13 protein-coding genes are annotated in these 17,048 nt (G+C 64.6%); 11 read left to right on the top strand and 2 right to left on the bottom strand.

Annotation, left to right across the window (positions count from 1 at the left end; all coding sequences use genetic code 11):
• Positions 1-209, top strand: a 209-nt coding sequence (locus F759_RS39130) for a transposase (RefSeq protein WP_036025712.1), incomplete at its 5' end; no start/stop codon positions are given.
• A gap of 362 nt (positions 210-571) precedes the next feature.
• Here F759_RS39130 and F759_RS0131630 read toward each other — a convergent pair.
• Entirely contained in the window at positions 572-1,792 is a 1,221-nt protein-coding gene (locus F759_RS0131630; protein ID WP_027803370.1) for a CaiB/BaiF CoA transferase family protein, read from the bottom strand.
• A gap of 348 nt (positions 1,793-2,140) precedes the next feature.
• Between F759_RS0131630 and alaS the strand changes: the two genes are divergently transcribed.
• The gene (gene alaS, locus F759_RS0131625; protein ID WP_027803369.1) at positions 2,141-4,765 is read left to right on the top strand and encodes an alanine--tRNA ligase; all 2,625 of its coding nucleotides are present in this window, start codon (positions 2,141-2,143) and stop codon (positions 4,763-4,765) included.
• A gap of 234 nt (positions 4,766-4,999) precedes the next feature.
• Here alaS and F759_RS0131620 read toward each other — a convergent pair whose 3' ends face one another.
• The gene (locus F759_RS0131620; RefSeq protein ID WP_027803368.1) at positions 5,000-6,016 is read right to left on the bottom strand and encodes a LysR family transcriptional regulator; all 1,017 of its coding nucleotides are present in this window, start codon (positions 6,014-6,016) and stop codon (positions 5,000-5,002) included.
• A gap of 199 nt (positions 6,017-6,215) precedes the next feature.
• Here F759_RS0131620 and F759_RS0131615 point away from each other — a divergent pair, with 199 nt between their 5' ends.
• From F759_RS0131615 to F759_RS0131570, 9 genes are all read left to right on the top strand, one after another.
• Complete coding sequence (locus F759_RS0131615; RefSeq protein ID WP_244438967.1) at positions 6,216-7,895, top strand: YbfB/YjiJ family MFS transporter; 1,680 nt, start codon at positions 6,216-6,218, stop codon at positions 7,893-7,895.
• A gap of 327 nt (positions 7,896-8,222) precedes the next feature.
• Positions 8,223-9,254 carry a threonine aldolase family protein gene (locus F759_RS0131605; protein ID WP_027803366.1) on the top strand — a complete coding sequence of 344 codons (1,032 nt, stop codon included), beginning with the start codon at positions 8,223-8,225 and terminating at the stop codon, positions 9,252-9,254.
• 339 nt (positions 9,255-9,593) lie between these two features.
• Positions 9,594-10,124, top strand: coding sequence for an NUDIX domain-containing protein (locus tag F759_RS0131600; protein WP_027803365.1), 531 nt, complete (start codon positions 9,594-9,596; stop codon positions 10,122-10,124).
• A 134-nt stretch (positions 10,125-10,258) separates the two neighbouring features.
• Entirely contained in the window at positions 10,259-10,714 is a 456-nt protein-coding gene (locus F759_RS0131595) for an acyl-CoA thioesterase (RefSeq protein ID WP_027803364.1), read from the top strand.
• A 4-nt stretch (positions 10,715-10,718) separates the two neighbouring features.
• Positions 10,719-11,657 carry a branched-chain amino acid ABC transporter permease gene (locus F759_RS0131590; protein WP_027803363.1) on the top strand — a complete coding sequence of 313 codons (939 nt, stop codon included), beginning with the start codon at positions 10,719-10,721 and terminating at the stop codon, positions 11,655-11,657.
• On the top strand, positions 11,650-12,966 hold the full coding sequence (locus F759_RS0131585) for a branched-chain amino acid ABC transporter permease (RefSeq protein WP_027803362.1): 1,317 nt from the start codon (positions 11,650-11,652) through the stop codon (positions 12,964-12,966). The genes F759_RS0131590 and F759_RS0131585 overlap by 8 nt, the downstream gene beginning before the upstream one ends.
• Complete coding sequence (locus F759_RS0131580) at positions 12,963-13,715, top strand: ABC transporter ATP-binding protein (RefSeq protein WP_027803361.1); 753 nt, start codon at positions 12,963-12,965, stop codon at positions 13,713-13,715. Before F759_RS0131585 ends, F759_RS0131580 begins: the two co-directional genes overlap by 4 nt.
• The gene (locus tag F759_RS0131575) at positions 13,712-14,425 is read left to right on the top strand and encodes an ABC transporter ATP-binding protein (RefSeq protein ID WP_027803360.1); all 714 of its coding nucleotides are present in this window, start codon (positions 13,712-13,714) and stop codon (positions 14,423-14,425) included. The genes F759_RS0131580 and F759_RS0131575 overlap by 4 nt, the downstream gene beginning before the upstream one ends.
• Positions 14,426-14,723: 298 nt before the next feature.
• The gene (locus F759_RS0131570) at positions 14,724-17,024 is read left to right on the top strand and encodes a hypothetical protein (protein WP_027803359.1); all 2,301 of its coding nucleotides are present in this window, start codon (positions 14,724-14,726) and stop codon (positions 17,022-17,024) included.
• Positions 17,025-17,048 lie beyond the last annotated feature (24 nt).

Here is a 17,048-nt window from a genome sequence, read left to right as displayed (position 1 = left end):
CCAACGCCATCGAGAGCATGCACATGCAGTTGCGCAAGATCGTCAAGAATCGTGGTCACTTCCCGAGCGACGAAGCCGCCAGCAAACTGCTGTATCTGGCCTTGCGCAACATTGAAAAGGATTGGAAGATGCCGCCTATCACCTGGCGGCAAGCTGTCAATCAGTTCGCCATNCTGTTCGGTGAGCGATTCACCGCCGCCATCAGCTGAGATTTTTAACCGGCCTCAGCACACGAAATTTCTGACACCTCCTAACCATTGCCTGCGCCGACCTGCGGCTAGTCCGTGCGCCGATTCGCCGGGCTATTCGTGAGCCAACGCGCGGGGCAAAGACGCTGTGCGACACGCGGCGAATGCGCGGCGGGCATGCGGCGAACATCCGCACCAATGCCGGGACCAGCGTGCACGGGCCAACACCGGCCCAATACGCTGCCCGACACTTCGGCCAGTCCGCGGGCCACTCACGAGCCCAACTCACGCCCAACGCACGTCCATCCCACGACCAACGGCACGACCATCCCACGCCCAACGCACCTCCCGCGCGCCTCCTGCCCAAGCGTTGACCGCATTCTTCAAATCACGGATTGCCCGCGCAACGCCGCGATCCGTTCGTCGCCATAACCGAGCACATCGCGCAGCACGTTTTCCGTATGCTCTCCGAGCGTCGGCGGATGAGTGAGCGCCTGCGGCGGTGTGCCCGTCATATTGATCGGATTGCGCACCAGCTTGACCGTGCCGCCCGACGGATGCGGCAGATCGACCTGCATGCCGCGCGCCACCACCTGCTCGTTTTCGAACACTTCAGCGAGATCGTTGATCGGCCCGCAGGGGACGCCGGCCGCCTCCAGCGCCGAGATCCATTGCTGCTTGCCTTGCAGACGGACCATCTCCGCGAGGATCGGCACGAGCACATCGCGGTGGCGCACGCGTGCGGGATTGGTCGCGAAACGCTCGTCTTCGGCAAGTTCCGGGCGTTGGCCCACCTCGACGAACTTGCGGAACTGCCCGTCGTTGCCGACCGCGACGATGATCCAGCCATCGCGTGTCTGGAAGGTCTGGTACGGCACGATGTTCGGATGGGCGTTGCCCCAGCGGACCGGCGGCTGGCCGCTCGCGAGGTAGTTCGAATTCATGTTGGCGAGCATGGCGACCTGCACATCGAGCAACGCCATGTCGATGTATTGGCCTTCGCCCGTGCGGTCGCGGTGCGTGAGCGCGGTGAGCACGGCGATGGTCGAATACATGCCGGTCATCAGGTCGGCAATTGCTACGCCGGCCTTTTGCGGACCGCCGCCCGGCAGGCCGTCGCGCTCGCCGGTAATACTCATGAATCCGCCGATGCCCTGCACGATGAAGTCGTAGCCCGCCCGCTGCGCATACGGTCCGGTTTGGCCGAAGCCGGTGACCGAGCAATAGATCAGGTCCGGCTTCACTTCTTTCAGCGACGCGTAATCCAGGCCGTATTTCTTCAGCTGTCCGACCTTGTAGTTCTCCAGCACCACGTCGCTTTGCGCGGCCAGTTCGCGAATGATCCGCTGGCCTTCGGGCGACGCGATGTCGACGGTCACCGAGCGCTTGTTGCGGTTCGCGGCGAGATAGTAGGCTGCCTCGCGCGTGTCCGCGCCTTCGGGCGTCTTGAGGTACGGAGGACCCCAGTGGCGCGTGTCGTCGCCCACGTCGGGGCGTTCTATCTTGATCACGTCTGCGCCGAAATCGGCAAGCGTCTGCGCGCACCACGGGCCGGCGAGCACGCGGGTGAGATCCAGCACGCGGATATGACTGAGAGCGCCCATGTTTGTCGATGTCTCCAATGTGAGCAGGCGGCGCGCAAGGCGCCGCGGATGCGGACAATCTTAAGCGATTAGCGTGAGCCGGCGCAGTCGGCCAAACGTCATAAGACGAATGACGCGCAACCTGAACCCGATCTCAACGCGAGACAAATGCAGGCCTGGCACGACTCGAACGCATCCCGCTGTCTCACGCTGCCCGGTGCAACCTGGCCGAACGGCTAACGACGCGGCAGCGCGCCGCGCGAGGGCGCCGATCCCGTATAATCAGTCGTTTAAGAAACAAACAGTTGGCGCATCTCACGATGCCGCCGGTAAAAGTCTGGAAACAGTCAGGACCGTCCCCCGCACGCTATGAAAGCCGCCGAAATCCGCGAGAAATTCCTCAAGTTCTTCGAATCGAAGGGCCATACGATCGTTCGCTCGTCGAGCCTTGTGCCCGGCAACGACCCGACGCTGCTCTTCACCAATTCGGGAATGGTGCAGTTCAAAGATGTGTTCCTCGGCGCTGAATCACGTCCGTATTCGCGCGCCACGACCGCACAGCGCAGCGTGCGCGCGGGCGGCAAGCATAACGACCTGGAAAACGTCGGCTATACGGCACGTCACCATACGTTCTTCGAAATGCTGGGCAACTTCTCGTTCGGCGACTACTTCAAGCGCGACGCGATCCACTACGCGTGGGAGTTGCTGACGGGCGTCTACCAGTTGCCGAAAGACAAGCTGTGGGTCACCGTGTATCACGAGGACGACGAAGCGCACGACATCTGGGCGAAGGAAGTGGGCGTGCCTGTCGAGCGCATCATCCGCATCGGCGACAACAAGGGCGCGCGTTACGCGTCGGACAACTTCTGGCAAATGGCCGACACCGGCCCGTGCGGCCCGTGCTCGGAAATTTTCTACGACCACGGCCCGGACGTTTGGGGCGGGCCGCCGGGGTCACCCGAAGAAGACGGCGACCGCTACATCGAGATCTGGAATCTCGTGTTCATGCAGTTCAATCGCGACGCGCAGGGCAACATGACGCCGCTGCCCAAGCAGTGCGTCGACACCGGCATGGGTCTCGAGCGTATCGCCGCGGTGTTGCAGCATGTGCACAGCAACTATGAGATCGACCTGTTTCAGGCGCTCATTCAGGCTGCCGCGCGTGAAACCGGCGTGAGCGATCTGACGAATAATTCGCTGAAGGTGATCGCCGACCACATTCGCGCGTGCTCGTTCCTGATCGTCGACGGCGTGATTCCTGGCAACGAAGGCCGCGGCTACGTGCTGCGCCGTATCGTGCGCCGCGCTATCCGTCATGGCTACAAGCTCGGCAAGAAGGGCTCGTTCTTTCACCGCATGGTGGCCGATCTGGTCGCACAAATGGGCGGCGCCTATCCGGAATTGAAGGACGCGGAGCAGCGCGTGACCGACGTGCTGCGTCAGGAAGAAGAGCGCTTCTTCGAGACCATCGAGCACGGCATGTCGATTCTCGAGAATGCGCTGGCCGACCTGGAAAAGAAGGGCGGCAAGACGCTCGACGGCGAGCTTGCGTTCAAGTTGCACGATACATATGGCTTCCCGCTCGACCTGACCGCGGACGTGTGCCGCGAGCGCGAAGTGACCGTCGACGAAGCGGCCTTCGACGAAGCGATGGCGCGTCAGCGCGAACAGGCTCGTGCGGCCGGCAAGTTCAAAATGGCGCAAGGCCTCGAATATTCGGGCTCCAAGACCACGTTCCACGGCTACGAAGAGATCGTCTTCGACGACGCAAAGGTAGTCGCGCTGTATGTAGACGGCGCGTCGGTGCAGGAAATCACGCACGGTCAACAGGCTGTCGTCGTGCTGGACCACACGCCGTTTTACGCGGAGTCTGGTGGCCAGGTCGGCGACCAGGGCTTGCTCGCGAATGCCAGCGTGCGCTTTGCGGTGACCGACACGCTGAAGGTCCAGGCCGACGTAGTCGGTCATCACGGCACGCTCGAACAGGGCACGCTGAAGGTGGGCGACGTCGTCAAGGCCGAAATCGACGCAGTGCGCCGCGCGCGCACGGCTCGCAACCACTCGGCCACGCACCTGATGCACAAGGCGCTGCGAGAAGTGCTCGGTTCGCATGTGCAGCAGAAAGGCTCGCTCGTCGATCCGGACAAGACACGTTTCGACTTCGCGCATAACGCACCGATGACGGACGAGCAGATCCGCCGCGTCGAGGAAATCGTGAACGCTGAAGTGCTGGCGAACGCGCCGGGCATCGTGCGCGTCATGTCGTTCGACGAAGCGGTGAAGGGCGGCGCGATGGCGCTGTTCGGCGAGAAATACGGCGACGAAGTGCGCGTGCTCGATCTTGGCTTCTCACGCGAGCTGTGCGGCGGCACGCACGTGCACCGCACCGGCGATATCGGCCTTTTCAAGATCGTGATGGAAGGCGGTGTGGCGGCGGGTATTCGTCGAGTGGAAGCAATCACGGGCGACAACGCGGTGCGCTTCGTGCAGGATCTCGACGCGCGCATCAACGCCGCGGCGGCCGTGCTGAAGGCGCAACCGTCGGAACTGACGCAACGCATCACGCAAGTGCAGGATCAGGTGAAGCAGCTCGAAAAGGAATTGAGCGCGCTCAAGTCGAAGATGGCCTCGAGCCAGGGGGACGAACTCGCCGGACAGGCAATCGAAGTGGCCGGCGTGCAGGTTCTCGCCGCCACGCTCGAGGGCGCGGACGTCAAGACGCTGCGCGAAACCGTCGACAAGCTCAAGGACAAACTGAAGAGCGCGGCGATCGTGCTGGCTTCCGTCGAAGGTGGCAAGGTCAGCCTGATTGCCGGCGTCACGGCGGACGCAAGCAAGAAGGTCAAGGCGGGCGAACTCGTCAACTTCGTTGCACAGCAGGTTGGCGGCAAGGGCGGCGGTCGGCCGGATATGGCACAAGCCGGCGGCACGGAACCGGCTAATCTGCCCGCGGCGCTCGCTGGCGTGAAGGGTTGGGTCGAAGCGCAGCTTTAATGGATTTTCGACCCGGCCGTCATTGGCCGGGGCAAGCTGAAACTGGCTAAAGACAGCGGAATTGGATCACGCGGGGCGCCGGATTGTTGGCGTGGCCCGTGGCCCGATTTTTTTTGCTCGGCCGGTTTTTCGGCTCGGGGTTTCTGGCTTGCCTCTTGACGCGACGTAAGTCGGGCGTGACGTCCAGTGGCCCATTGGAAACAGCCGGGAGGCGTCCAGCGCTACAGCGGGCAATCAGGCAACGCGAGCGCCCAGGCCTGGCCGAACGGTTGCGTCTGCATCTGCATCCCGACCTGCATCCACGACGGCATGTGCATCCGCAACTGCGCCTGCACCTGCTGCACCCGCACCCGCACCCTCCGTCCCCGCCAAACCCGCCGCGTTCTCCTGCGCGACGAGAGTCTGCTTCAGCGCATTGAGAGCCGACGAAAAATGCCCGCGTCGCCAGACGAGCAACGTCTCGACCACGCCAATATCCGGCAGGTCATGCACCGCGATATTGCTTGCGTCCGCTTGAAGTCCCAGCACCGACCGCGGCGCAACCGCCACGCCAGCGCCCGCGGCCACGCAAGCCACGATCGCGTGATACGAGCCGAGTTCCAGCACCCGCGCAGGCCTCACGCCGTGCTCCAGATACCACTTCTCGATATAGGCCCGGTAAGCGCAGCCGCGTTCGAACGCGACCAGCGTCGACAACGCGATATCGCGGACTTCGCGAATCGGCCGATGCCCGCGCGGCGTCAGCATCACCAGTTCTTCCCTGAACACCGGCACGGTCTCGAACAACTCGCCGAGGGCCGCCGGGTCTAGCGGCGTGGCCACCAGCGCGGCGTCCACTTCGAATTCGCGCACCCGCTCGATCAGCTTGCCCGTCGTGCCGGTTTCGAGTTCGAGTGCGACGTCGGGCCATTGCTGGTGATAGCGCGCCAGCAATCCTGGAAGACGCGTCGCCGCGACGCTTTCCATCGTGCCCAAACGCAGTCGTCCGCTCGGCCGGTCCGCGCGCACCGCGTGGCGCGCTTCGTCGGCGAGAGCGAGCAGTCGTTCGGCGTAGGGCAACAGTGTCTCGCCGGCAGGCGTCAGCACGAGGCGCCGCCCATCGCGGATAAAGAGGTCCGCTCCGAGTTGCTCCTCAAGCTGTTTGATGCGCGTCGTGACGTTCGATTGCACGCGATTGAGCTTCGCCGCGGCGCGCGTCACGCCGTTTTCGCGCACGACGGCCCGAAAAATCGTCAAGGCGGCCAAGTCCACGATTCTCTCCAGGCGATGGATGATATCCAAATTATTCATTTTTCATGATTGGATCGTCAAGCTAATATGGAACAGCCTCAGCTCAGGAGTGGCCGTCGGGCTGCTTTGGCTGCGGCTGGCCGCGTAGCGGCTTGTGCGAATCTCCGCGGTGTCTCGCGGGTTCCTGCGCTTCGCGCGCTTTTCCTTTGACCGGCCACCTATGAACGACCTCGCTTCCAAAGCCCCGCCCATGCCGGCAGAGCCACACGCGGCCCGGCGCGCAGCGTTCGCCTGCATGCTGACGCTGGCCGTCGCGCTGGGAATCGGGCGGTTTGCGTTCACACCGCTATTGCCGTTGATGCTGCACGGCGGCGCATTGGGTCAGCCGCCGATCGACATCCAGCATGGCGGCTGGCTCGCGTCGTTCAATTACGCGGGCTACTTTGTGGGCGCGCTCACGTGTGCGGCGTTGCGCGTGGAGCCCGCGCGAGTCGTGCGTTCGGGGCTCGTGCTGACTGTTCTGTTGACGCTGGCAATGGGCGTCACGAATCAGTTCTGGGTGTGGGCGGCGGTACGTTTCATCGCCGGGGCGGTGAGCGCGTGGACTTTCGTGTTCGCGTCGCAATGGGGTTTGCGTCGGCTCGCGGAACTCGGTCAGCCTGCATGGAGCGGCGTGATTTATACGGGGCCGGGGGTCGGCATCGTCGGGACTGGTTTGCTGGTTAGCGTGGCCGGCGGGTATGGCGCAACGGCCGGGTGGATCGGTTTCGGCTTGATTTCGGCGGTGCTGGCGGTGGCGGTTTGGCCGGCGTTTGGCGCCCCTGTCGATTCTGATACGCGGTCTGCGCATCGCGGCTCGGCGCCTTTGGTTAAAGCGCTGGCGAGGGGCGAGAGGGCCGCGAGCAAATCGCTCGCGGTAGGCGCTGGCGGCGTCGCTCGACCAGCGGGCGAGCCTGGCGCGTCCGGTTCAGGCCTTCCGACGAGGGGCGCTATAGTGACAGAGGGCTTTGCTGTTGCGACCTCCGGCTCAGCAACTGCAGCAAACGGTTTTGCCGCCGCGACGCCCAGCGCAAGGGCAGCAAATGAGTCTGCCACTGCGACTTCTGGCGCGACCGCACCGAACGGTCCTCCCAATGCGATACCCGATGCAACCGCTGCGAACGATCCTGCCAACGCGACGCCCGACGCAACCGATCCTGCCAACGCGACTTCCGACGCAACCGCACCGAACGATCCTGCCAACGCGACGCCCAATGCTACCGCGCGAGGCGACTATGCCGGCGCAACCCGACGCACCGCGAGCGACGAGCGCAGCCCCCATCGCGCGGACGCCTTCTGGCTCGTCGCGCTGTACGGTGTGCCCGGCTTCGGCTACATCATCACTGCGACGTTCCTGCCGGTGATCGCGCGCCATGCGCTGCCCGGCTCGCCGTGGCCCGACCTCTTCTGGCCGATGTTCGGCGCGGCGCTGATCGTCGGTGCATTGCTGGCTGCGCGCCTGCCGTTGCATCTGGACAACCGCGTGCTGCTGGCCGGCAGCTACGTGCTGCAAGCCTGCGGTATCGCGCTCGGCATTGTGTGGCCGACGGCGGGGGGGTTCTCGGTCGGAAGCATTCTGATCGGCGTCCCATTTACCGCGATTACGTTGTTCGCGATGCGCGAGGCGCGGCGCCTGCGCGGCGATAACGCGGCCGGCCTGATGGGCTATGCGACGGCCGCCTATGGCATGGGTCAGATCGTTGGACCGCTGGTCGCTGCACCGATCGCCGCGCACACCGGCTCTTTTTCGCCTGCTTTATGGCTGGCGGCCGGCGCGCTGCTGTTGGGCGCGGTCGTTCTCGTCGTCGTCGCACGGATGCCCCGCGGACGAGGGCGCATGCCGGACTGCGGCTGCGGTTGAGGCGGGCGCCGCTGCTGTCGAAATATGATGGTTAATCGCAGTGGCTTAACGGCTGCCGTTGGACGCCGACGGCAGGGCACCGGCGACAAGACGTCCGCGGTCAGACACCTAGGCTGGGCGCGCGCGGTTGAACCCTCTCGGCAAGACACCTGCGGTACATACCCGAGGAGCCCGCCTGCAGCGCAAGGCCCGCGCTCGCTCGCCCGCGCCCAACCCCCACCGCCGTTTCCTGCTCCTCCTCAATCGAAAAACAAATCATGCACGGTGGCACTAAAATGACCGCTTTCCGCCATCCCCGCGCGTCGGTTGCCGGTCGCGCCGCCCGTCATGCAACATTTCGCGTCCGACAACTACGCCGGCATCTGTCCTGAAGCGCTCGACGCGCTGATCGCCGCCAACAACAGCGGCCACGAACCGGCCTACGGCGACGACTCGTGGACCAATCAGGTATGCGACCGTCTGCGCGAACTGTTCCAGACCGACTGTGAAGTGTTCTTCGTGTTCAACGGCACGGCAGCCAATTCGCTTGCACTCGCGTCGCTGTGCCAGTCGTACCACTCGGTGATCTGCCACGAACTCGCCCACATCGAAACCGACGAATGCGGCGGCCCTGAATTCTTCTCCGGCGGCTCGAAGCTGCTGACGGCGCCGGGCATCGGCGGCAAGCTCACGCCGGATGCCATCGAGGCGGTCGTCACGCGCCGCGCCGACATTCACTATCCGAAGCCAAAAGTCGTGACACTCACGCAGTCGACGGAAGTGGGCACTGTCTACACCGTCGAGGAGGTGCGTGCGATCGCCGCGATAGCCAAGCGGCGTCATCTGAAAGTGCATATGGACGGCGCGCGGTTTGCGAATGCCGTTGCAGCGCTGGACGTGCATCCGTCCGAGATCACTTGGCGCGCGGGCGTCGACGTGCTTTGTTTCGGGGGCACGAAGAACGGTTTGCCGGTGGGCGAGGCGGTGGTGTTCTTCGACCGCGCGCTCGCCGACGACTTCGCCTACCGTCTGAAGCAGGCGGGCCAACTCGCGTCGAAGATGCGCTTCATTTCCGCACCGTGGCTCGGTCTGCTTGATAACGACGTGTGGTTGCGCAACGCACGTCATGCAAACGCTATGGCGCAACTATTGCAAACGCGGTTGCAGGAAATTCCGGGCGTGAGCATCATGTTTCCGCGCGAGTCGAACGCGGTTTTCGCGCAGTTGCCCGCGCAAGCCGCGAAGGCGATGCGTGCGCGCGGCTGGAAGTTCTACGAGTTCATCGGCGCGGGCGGTTGCCGGCTGATGTGCGCGTGGGACACGCAGCCGGAAACGGTCGAGCGTTTCGCGGCGGAGGTCCGGGAGTTGTGCGCGGCGTAAGATTGCGTCCCGGGGCAAACCGCGTGAGTCAGGAGACGATGTGCCGGGGTTCCAAGGTGCTGAAAGCGTATAAGGGCGCCGGAGTAGCGAAGTAGCGAAGTAGCGAAGTAGCGAAGTAGCGAAGTAGCGAAGTAGCGGAGTACCGGAGTGCGGAAGCACCAAAGTACTAAGGCGTCGAAGTACAAAGCGTGGAAGTACCAAAGCGTGGAAGTACCAAAGCGTCGAAGTACCAACGCGCCATGACGCCAACCTGCGGGAATGCCCGAATGCTGATCCACCGTGATCCCGCCAGCACGCCGCATCGATCGCCGATCAAGATAGAACCACAAGCCATTCACCATGACCGAATACCGATTTTGTCCCCGCTGCTCAACGCCTTTGATCGAGCGGGCCGACGCCGAGCATGAGGGCGGGCGCATCCGCCAGACGTGTCCCGATGGGCAATGCGGCTACGTGCACTGGAACAATCCGCTGCCAGTGGTCGCGGCGATCGTCGAGTACGAGGGCAAGATCCTGCTCGCGCGCAACGCCGCCTGGGCGGAGGGCGTGTTTGCGCTGATCACGGGCTTCCTCGAAAACGGCGAGACGCCGGAAGAGGGCATTGCACGCGAGGTGTGGGAAGAGACGTCGTTGCATGCGGAGTCGGTCGAACTGATCGGCGTGTATGAGTTCATTCGCAAGAACGAACTGATTATCGCGTATCACGTGAAGGCGCATGGCACCATTTCCCTGTCGCCCGAACTGCTCGAATATCGGCTGGTCGAGCCGGCTAAGCTGCGGCCCTGGCGCGCGGGGACCGGGCAGGCGCTTGGCGAATGGATGCGGCGGCGCGGCTTGCCGTTCGAGTTCGTCGACAAGCCGGGGCAGTAAGCGTGCGCAAGCCATGTTCGTCGGCCGGCATGCTCGGTCAATAGTCTCCGCGAACTGGGCAACGGCATGACGACGCGCGCCACTTCCAACACCAACACCAACACCAACACCAACACCAGGTTCGCCCCGCCCCAATGTCCAAACCTGCCCCCGCTGCGCGAAGCTCGTACCCGCACCTCCTCGCGATCACCACGCGCTGGATGGACAACGACGTCTACGGCCACGTGAACAACGTCGTCTATTACAGCTACTTCGATACGGTGGTGAACGAGTATCTGATTCGCGCTGGCGTGCTCGACTTCGAGCATGGCGCGACCATTGGTCTCGTGGTCGAGACGCATTGCAACTATTTCGCGCCGCTGGTGTTTCCCGAGCGCGTCGAAGCTGGCTTGCGTGTGACGCGGCTCGGCGCATCGAGCGTGCGCTACGAAGTCGGGCTGTTCAGGGAAGGCGACCACGAATCCGTCGCGCAAGGCCACTTCGTGCATGTGTACGTGGACCGCGTCACGCGCCGTCCGGTGAGCCTGCCCGATGAACTGCGCGCGGCGCTCGAGCCGATCAGCGTGCGCACCGGCACAGCGGCGGACTAGGCACGTGCAGTCGTTCGCCATCAATCTGCTCAACGGGATCAGCTTCGGCCTGCTGCTGTTCATGCTGTCGGCGGGGCTGACGCTGATCTTCAGCATGCTCGGCGTACTCAACTTCGCGCACGCGAGCTTCTACATGCTCGGCGCGTACGTCGGCTATTCGGTGGCCGCGCGGGCCGGATTCTGGAGCGCGCTCGTGATCGCGCCGCTCGTCGTCGGTTTGATCGGTGCGGCACTGGAGCGCTGGCTGTTGCGTCGAGTGCGAAGTCATGGGCATCTCGCGGAATTGCTGCTGACGTTCGGCGCCGCGTATGTGCTCGGCGAGCTCGTCAAGCTCGGCTGGGGCTTGAGCCCGCTCGGCGCGACTGTGCCGGCCGCGCTCGACGGCCCGCTCTTCACGCTCTACGGCGCGACGTTCGCACGTTATCGCGCGTTCATGATGGCGGTGTCGCTTGCGATGCTCGCCTTGCTGTACGCGGTGCTGCGCGTCTCGAAGGCGGGCCTCATCGTGCGTGCCGCGCTCACGCACCCGAGCGCCGTCGAAGCGCTCGGCCACAATGTGCCGCGTGTCTTCACCGGCGTCTTCGCGGCAGGCACGGCGCTCGCCGCACTGGCCGGCGTAATCGGCGCGCCGCTTTCAGTGATCGAACCGGCGATGGCCGAATCGCTCGGCTCGATCGTGTTCGTCGTCGTCGTGATCGGCGGGCTCGGTTCGTTGGGCGGCGCGCTGGCTGCTTCGCTGCTAATCGGCTGCGTGCAGACCCTGGCCGTGGCGAGCGACGTTTCGCTCGGCGACGTGCTGGCCACTTTCGACGCTTCGCTGCCGCGCGAATGGGACACGCTGACGCTCGCGCAGCTTGCGCCACTGATTCCGTATCTGCTGCTCGTCGCGATGCTGGCGCTGCGCCCGCGCGGACTCTTCGGCCGGCGCGACGACCATGCGTGAACTCCTCACGCCAGAGCCCGCACAAGCGTCGCCAGTACCCGGCGCTCAGCGCTCTCACGCGATGTGGCGTCGCCTCGCACCGTGGCTCGCGTTGATCCTGCTGCTTGCCGTGCCGCCTTTCGTGTGGCGGCAAAGCTGGGTGCTCGCCTATCTCGCGCAGACCGCCACGATGATCGTCTTCGCGCTCTCCTACAATCTGCTGCTCGGTGAAACGGGACTGCTGTCGTTCGGACACGCCGCATATTCCGGCCTCGGCGCGCTGATTGCCGCGCAGGTGTTCAACCGCCTCGGCGTGCCGCTCGTGCTGCTGCCGCTGATCGGCGGCGCGGGCGCGGCGTCGTGCGGGGCGCTGCTCGGCTTCGTATCGACGCGTCGGGCCGGGACCGCGTTCGCAATGATTACGCTCGGCATCGGCGAACTCGTCGCGGCCGCCGCGTGGACCTTGCCCGACTGGTTCGGCGGCGAAGCGGGTGTCGCGATAGACCGCGCAAGCGGGCCGATGCTCGGCGCCTTTACGTTCGGCCCCGCACGCGAGGCTTATACGCTGATCGCGCTGTGGTGCCTGCTCGCGAGCGCGGCGATGTTCGCACTGTCGCGCACGCCGTTCATGCGCCTCGCCAACGCGGTGCGCGACAACCCGGCGCGCGCCGCGGCCATCGGCTGCTATCCGCGCCGCATTCGCTACGGCGTTGTCATGGTGTCGGCGTTTTTCGCGGGCGTCGCGGGTACGCTTGCGCTGATCAATGTCGAACTGGTGTCGACCGAAAGCGTGAGCATGGTGCGCTCGGGCGCGGTGCTGATCGCCACGGTGATCGGCGGCACGGGCGTCTTTTTCGGGCCGGTCGCGGGCGCGGTGGTGCTGACGTTTTTCAGCGTGGCGGTGGCCAGCGTCACGCGGGCCTGGCTGTTTTATCTGGGGCTTTTCTTTATCGTGATCGTGGTCGCTGCGCCCGATGGGCTCGCCGGCTTTGTGCAGCGGCATACGGCGCGGCTCGCGCGTTTCGGCTGGCGTCCATGCCGCGCCGTCTACGTCTGCGGCATGGGTGCGGTTCTGCTGTTGACCGCCGCCACGGTGCTAGCGGTGCAGTGGGCTTACGCCATCCAGTTCGGCGCGGACGAGAGCGCTGCGCTGCGCGTCGGCGATCAGTCTTCGTTGATATCGTTTGTTGTGTTGTCGCCGTTGCGGCTCGGCGCTACGATCTTCGTGCTCGCCGCGTTCGGCGCAGTGGCGGCTCTGTACGCATCGCGCGCGCAAAGCCGTCTTGCGGCTCATGCACGCGCGATGCAAAACGCGGAAGGCCCGCGATGATTCCCGCGCTCGCCCTCTATGGCGTCGAAAAGCGCTTCGGCTCCACGCGCATTCTGCGCGGCGTGAACCTCGCGATCCAGCCTGGCGAACGGCATGCGCTGATTGGCCCGAACGGTGCGGGCAAATCCACGCTTTTCAGTCTCATTGCCGGCGGCGCGCGGCCCGACGCCGGGCGCATCGACCTCTTCGGTGCGCAGATCACGCGCCTTGCGCCGGCGGCGATTGCGCGCCGCGGCCTCGCGCGCAGCTTCCAGAGCACGAGCGTGTTTGCACGGTTGAGCGTGTACGACAATCTGCGCTGCGCCGCGATGCTCGGCGAACGCGACCGCACGCGCTGGTGGCAGCGTTTCGCCGGCTCATCCACGGTTGATGCACGCGCGGCACAGGTGCTCGAAGCAGTCGGCCTCGGCGCACGCATGCACGTTCAGGCCGGCACGCTGAGCTATGCCGAGCAGCGCGCGCTCGACCTTGGCATCGCGCTCGCAGGCGGCGCGCATACGTTGTTGCTCGACGAGCCGACTGCCGGCATGAACCGCGCGGAAGCGGCACGCGCCATCGAACTGATCCGCGAGACCACGGCGGGCCGCACGCTGCTGATGGTCGAGCACGACATGGATGCAGTGTTCGCCATCGCCGATCGCATTTCAGTGCTTGTGCAAGGGCGCATTATCGCGAGCGGCACGCCCGCCGCGATTCGCGCGGATGCCGCGGTGCGCGCCGCGTATCTCGGCAAAGGGTTCGACGCATGACACCCTTGCTCGAAATTCGCGGACTCAATGCATGGTACGGGCCGAGCCAGGCGTTGCACGGTGTGAGCTTGCAAATCGACGCGGGCGAGGTGCTCGCGCTCGTCGGCCGCAACGGATCGGGGCGCTCGACACTCGCCCGCGCGATCATGGGCCTCGTGCGTGCCGATGGCGCGTTGCGCTTCGCGGGCCGCTCGCTTGCCGGGCTGCGTACCTTTGAAATCGCGCGGCTCGGCATCGGCTATGTGCCCGAGCATCGAGATGTGTTTCCCACGTTGAGCGTCGGCGAAAACCTCGAGCTCGGCATAGCGTCGCGCAATCGCGGGCGCAAGCCGCGCTTTACCATCGACGACGCGTACACGCTTTTCCCGGTGTTGCGCGAACGCCAGCGTACGCGCGCCGGGGCCCTGTCCGGCGGCGAGCAGCAGATGCTGAGCCTCGCCCGCGCGCTGCTCGGCGATCCGGACCTGCTCGTGATCGACGAGCCCGGCGAGGGCCTCGCGAGCTTCGTGATGCAACAGGTCGCGCAATGCCTGCGCGTGTTGCGGGAGCGTGGCATGGCGATGCTGCTGATCGAACAGCGCCTCGTGATCGCGCCGGACATTGCGAGCCGCGTCGCGGTGATGGGGCATGGCGAGATCGTGTTCGACGGCGAACTTCACGCGTTTTTGCAGCGTCCCGACGTCATCCGCGAATGGCTCGGCGTGGGCTGAATGCTTTCGCGGCGCGCGATGGTCCTCTTGCCCGCATGAGCTTTTTCCAATTCAATCCGGTCCACGCAAAAAAGGGCGACGGCATTAGCGTTTGAATCTCCGTTTCCAACGCGCCGTTTGCGCCCGCTCTGCGCGGCTTTGCGCCGACGCGTCACAGCGATTCAAACGCTTGATCGTTTGGTGAGCGCCCTCCAGAAATCTTGTCGGCAGCGCGCGTACAAATAAAGACAATCAGGTCGAAAGGCGCACGACGTCGGCGTGAGGTATGAAGACGCGTCGCGCTTCAGGAGGAGACATCATGAACGAGACAGACGCTGTCGACCAAAGGCCCGCTAAAGAGTCGTGGTCCGCGCATGCGTATTGCCCATGCGTGCCGAACCGGCGTGGATGGCGAGCGCCGCTTGGCGCGACCACATCGGTGTTGATCGCAGCGCTACTGACGTGCGCGTGTGCCGACGCAAGCTCGACGGCGAACCAGACGGCATCGTCGACCATGCAGCCGTCGCAAAACGCAACAGATCCCGACGCACCAGCCGCTTCAGCGCCGCGACCCGCTATCGAAGCCGCGAAGGCCAGACAGCTTGCCTTCGAGCAAAGCATCGCGGCGCGCGTGCCGGCGGCGAGCGGCCTCAGTGCAAGACGCAGCCGCGCGCTGACGCTGCGCGATTCGGGCATCGACGGTTCGCTGATGTTCGCGCGCGACGTCGACTTTCGCGTGACGGGCGACATCGGCTTCATGATTCACGACATGGCAGCGACGCTCGTTCCATCGCGGCCGGGCGAGCCGATCGTATTCGACGACCCGACGAGTCTGACCATCGACGTTCATCGCGGCGAGGTCACGCTCGACGGCGCGAAGCTCAGCGCGATCTTCAACCGTTATCTGTTCCAGTATCAAGGCTCGCCGCTGCGCAACATGCGCGTCGTGCCGCAGGATGGCGGCACCTTGCGCATCACCGGCGAGATGCGTCGCGACACATGGGTGCGGATCGTGCTGTCCGGTTCGCTGTCGATGCGTAGCGCCGACGAACTCGTGTTCCGTGCCGATCACGTGGAGGTCGCGGGCGTGGCCGCCGACAGCTTGATGCGGGCCGCGCACGTCAGGATGGCCGACCTGCTGAAAGTGGCTACGCCGATTGCGCGGCTCGACGGCGACGACGTCGTCATGCAGGTCGCGAAACTGACGCCGCCGCCCGCGCTACGCATGAGGATCGCGAAGATCGACACGAGCGCGGCGGGTGTGCGCTTCATGCTGGACGACGGCGCGATGCCGAAGATCGACTGGCCCGCGAACATGCCCGCGCGCGGCATGCTGGTGGAAGGCGGGGACGTCAAATTCATGCGCTCGATGCCGATGAATATCGACATGGCGCTCACGCCCATCGATGCAAGCGCGCCGTTCGTGCTAGACCTGTATCACTACCGCGAGCAGATGGCTGCAGGCTATTTCACCTTCGACGAAGCCGGCGCTCTCGACGTGCATCTGCCTTCGTACACGACGCTTGCAAGCGCAGCGAAAGAGCCGCCGCCGCAAACCGGCAGTGCGAGCGCGCGCTTTAATGACAGTTTCATTCGTGCGCAGCAGGCTTCGCTCGCACAGGCGCGGCTCGTGTGGCGACGCGTGCCGCAGACTTTGCCGGGCACCTCGGCGGCGCGCGCGATCCCTGTCAGCATGCGCAAGCCGTTTTATAGCGAAGGGCAGGGGACTCGAACCCCCACACCCAACGACGAGCGCCATTCGCTCGGCGCGGCGCCGTTGATTCACGTCGAGAACGTCGACTTCTACGTAGCTGGGCGCATCGGTTTTCACGTGCGTTCGCTAGACGCGCAGATGATCCACAAGACGCCGGGCCAACCTGTCGATCTGGACGACCCGAATCAATACGACATACGCATCATCGGCGGAGAAGTGATCGAGCCGTGGCCGGCAATGGCAGCGCTTTTTAACGACTATCTGCTCGATTACGAGCCGCGCTCGCTCAATGACCTGCAACTGCAACCGAGGGACGGCAAGCTCGAAGTCACGGGCGGCATCAAGTTATGGAATCACTTTCCCGGCGTGTGGCTGCCCACGACGATGAGCGGCACCATCGTGGCAAAAGATGAGCGGCATCTCGTGTATGAGCCGTCGTCGGTGAAAGTGCTGGGGGTGCCGCAGGCTGGGTTGCTGCGCGCGCTGGATATTCCGCTTGCCTCGTTGACGCCGTTTGCGCGCAAGGGCGTCGCGTTGCGAGGCAACGAACTCGTGTTCGATCAGTACACGGTGTTTCCGCCGCCCGTCTTGCAAGGGCGTCTTGCAAGGGCGACAGTAACGGACGAAGGCCTCGTGCTGAAGTTCAAGCGCGAGACAGGCGTCGCGCCCGCGCGGCCGCCGGCAAACGTCGCCGACGCGGCGAAAAGTTATGTATGGATCGAGTCGGGCGACGTGAAGATGTTCAACTCGCTCGTCACGAATGCGCGGACGTTCATCAAGGACAGCTCGAACGCCGGCGCGATGAAGTTCGATTTATACGGCTACCGCAGGGACGTTTCGAAGGGCACGGTGAAAATGGGCGCCGATGGCGGGCTCGAAGTGGACCTTGCCGCGCGAGGTAAATGATCGGGCATTGCCTCGCTCGCCCCG

Source organism: Paraburkholderia dilworthii (genome assembly GCF_000472525.1).
GTDB lineage: Bacteria > Pseudomonadota > Gammaproteobacteria > Burkholderiales > Burkholderiaceae > Paraburkholderia > Paraburkholderia dilworthii.
This window is presented reverse-complemented; position numbering and strand designations above follow the sequence as displayed.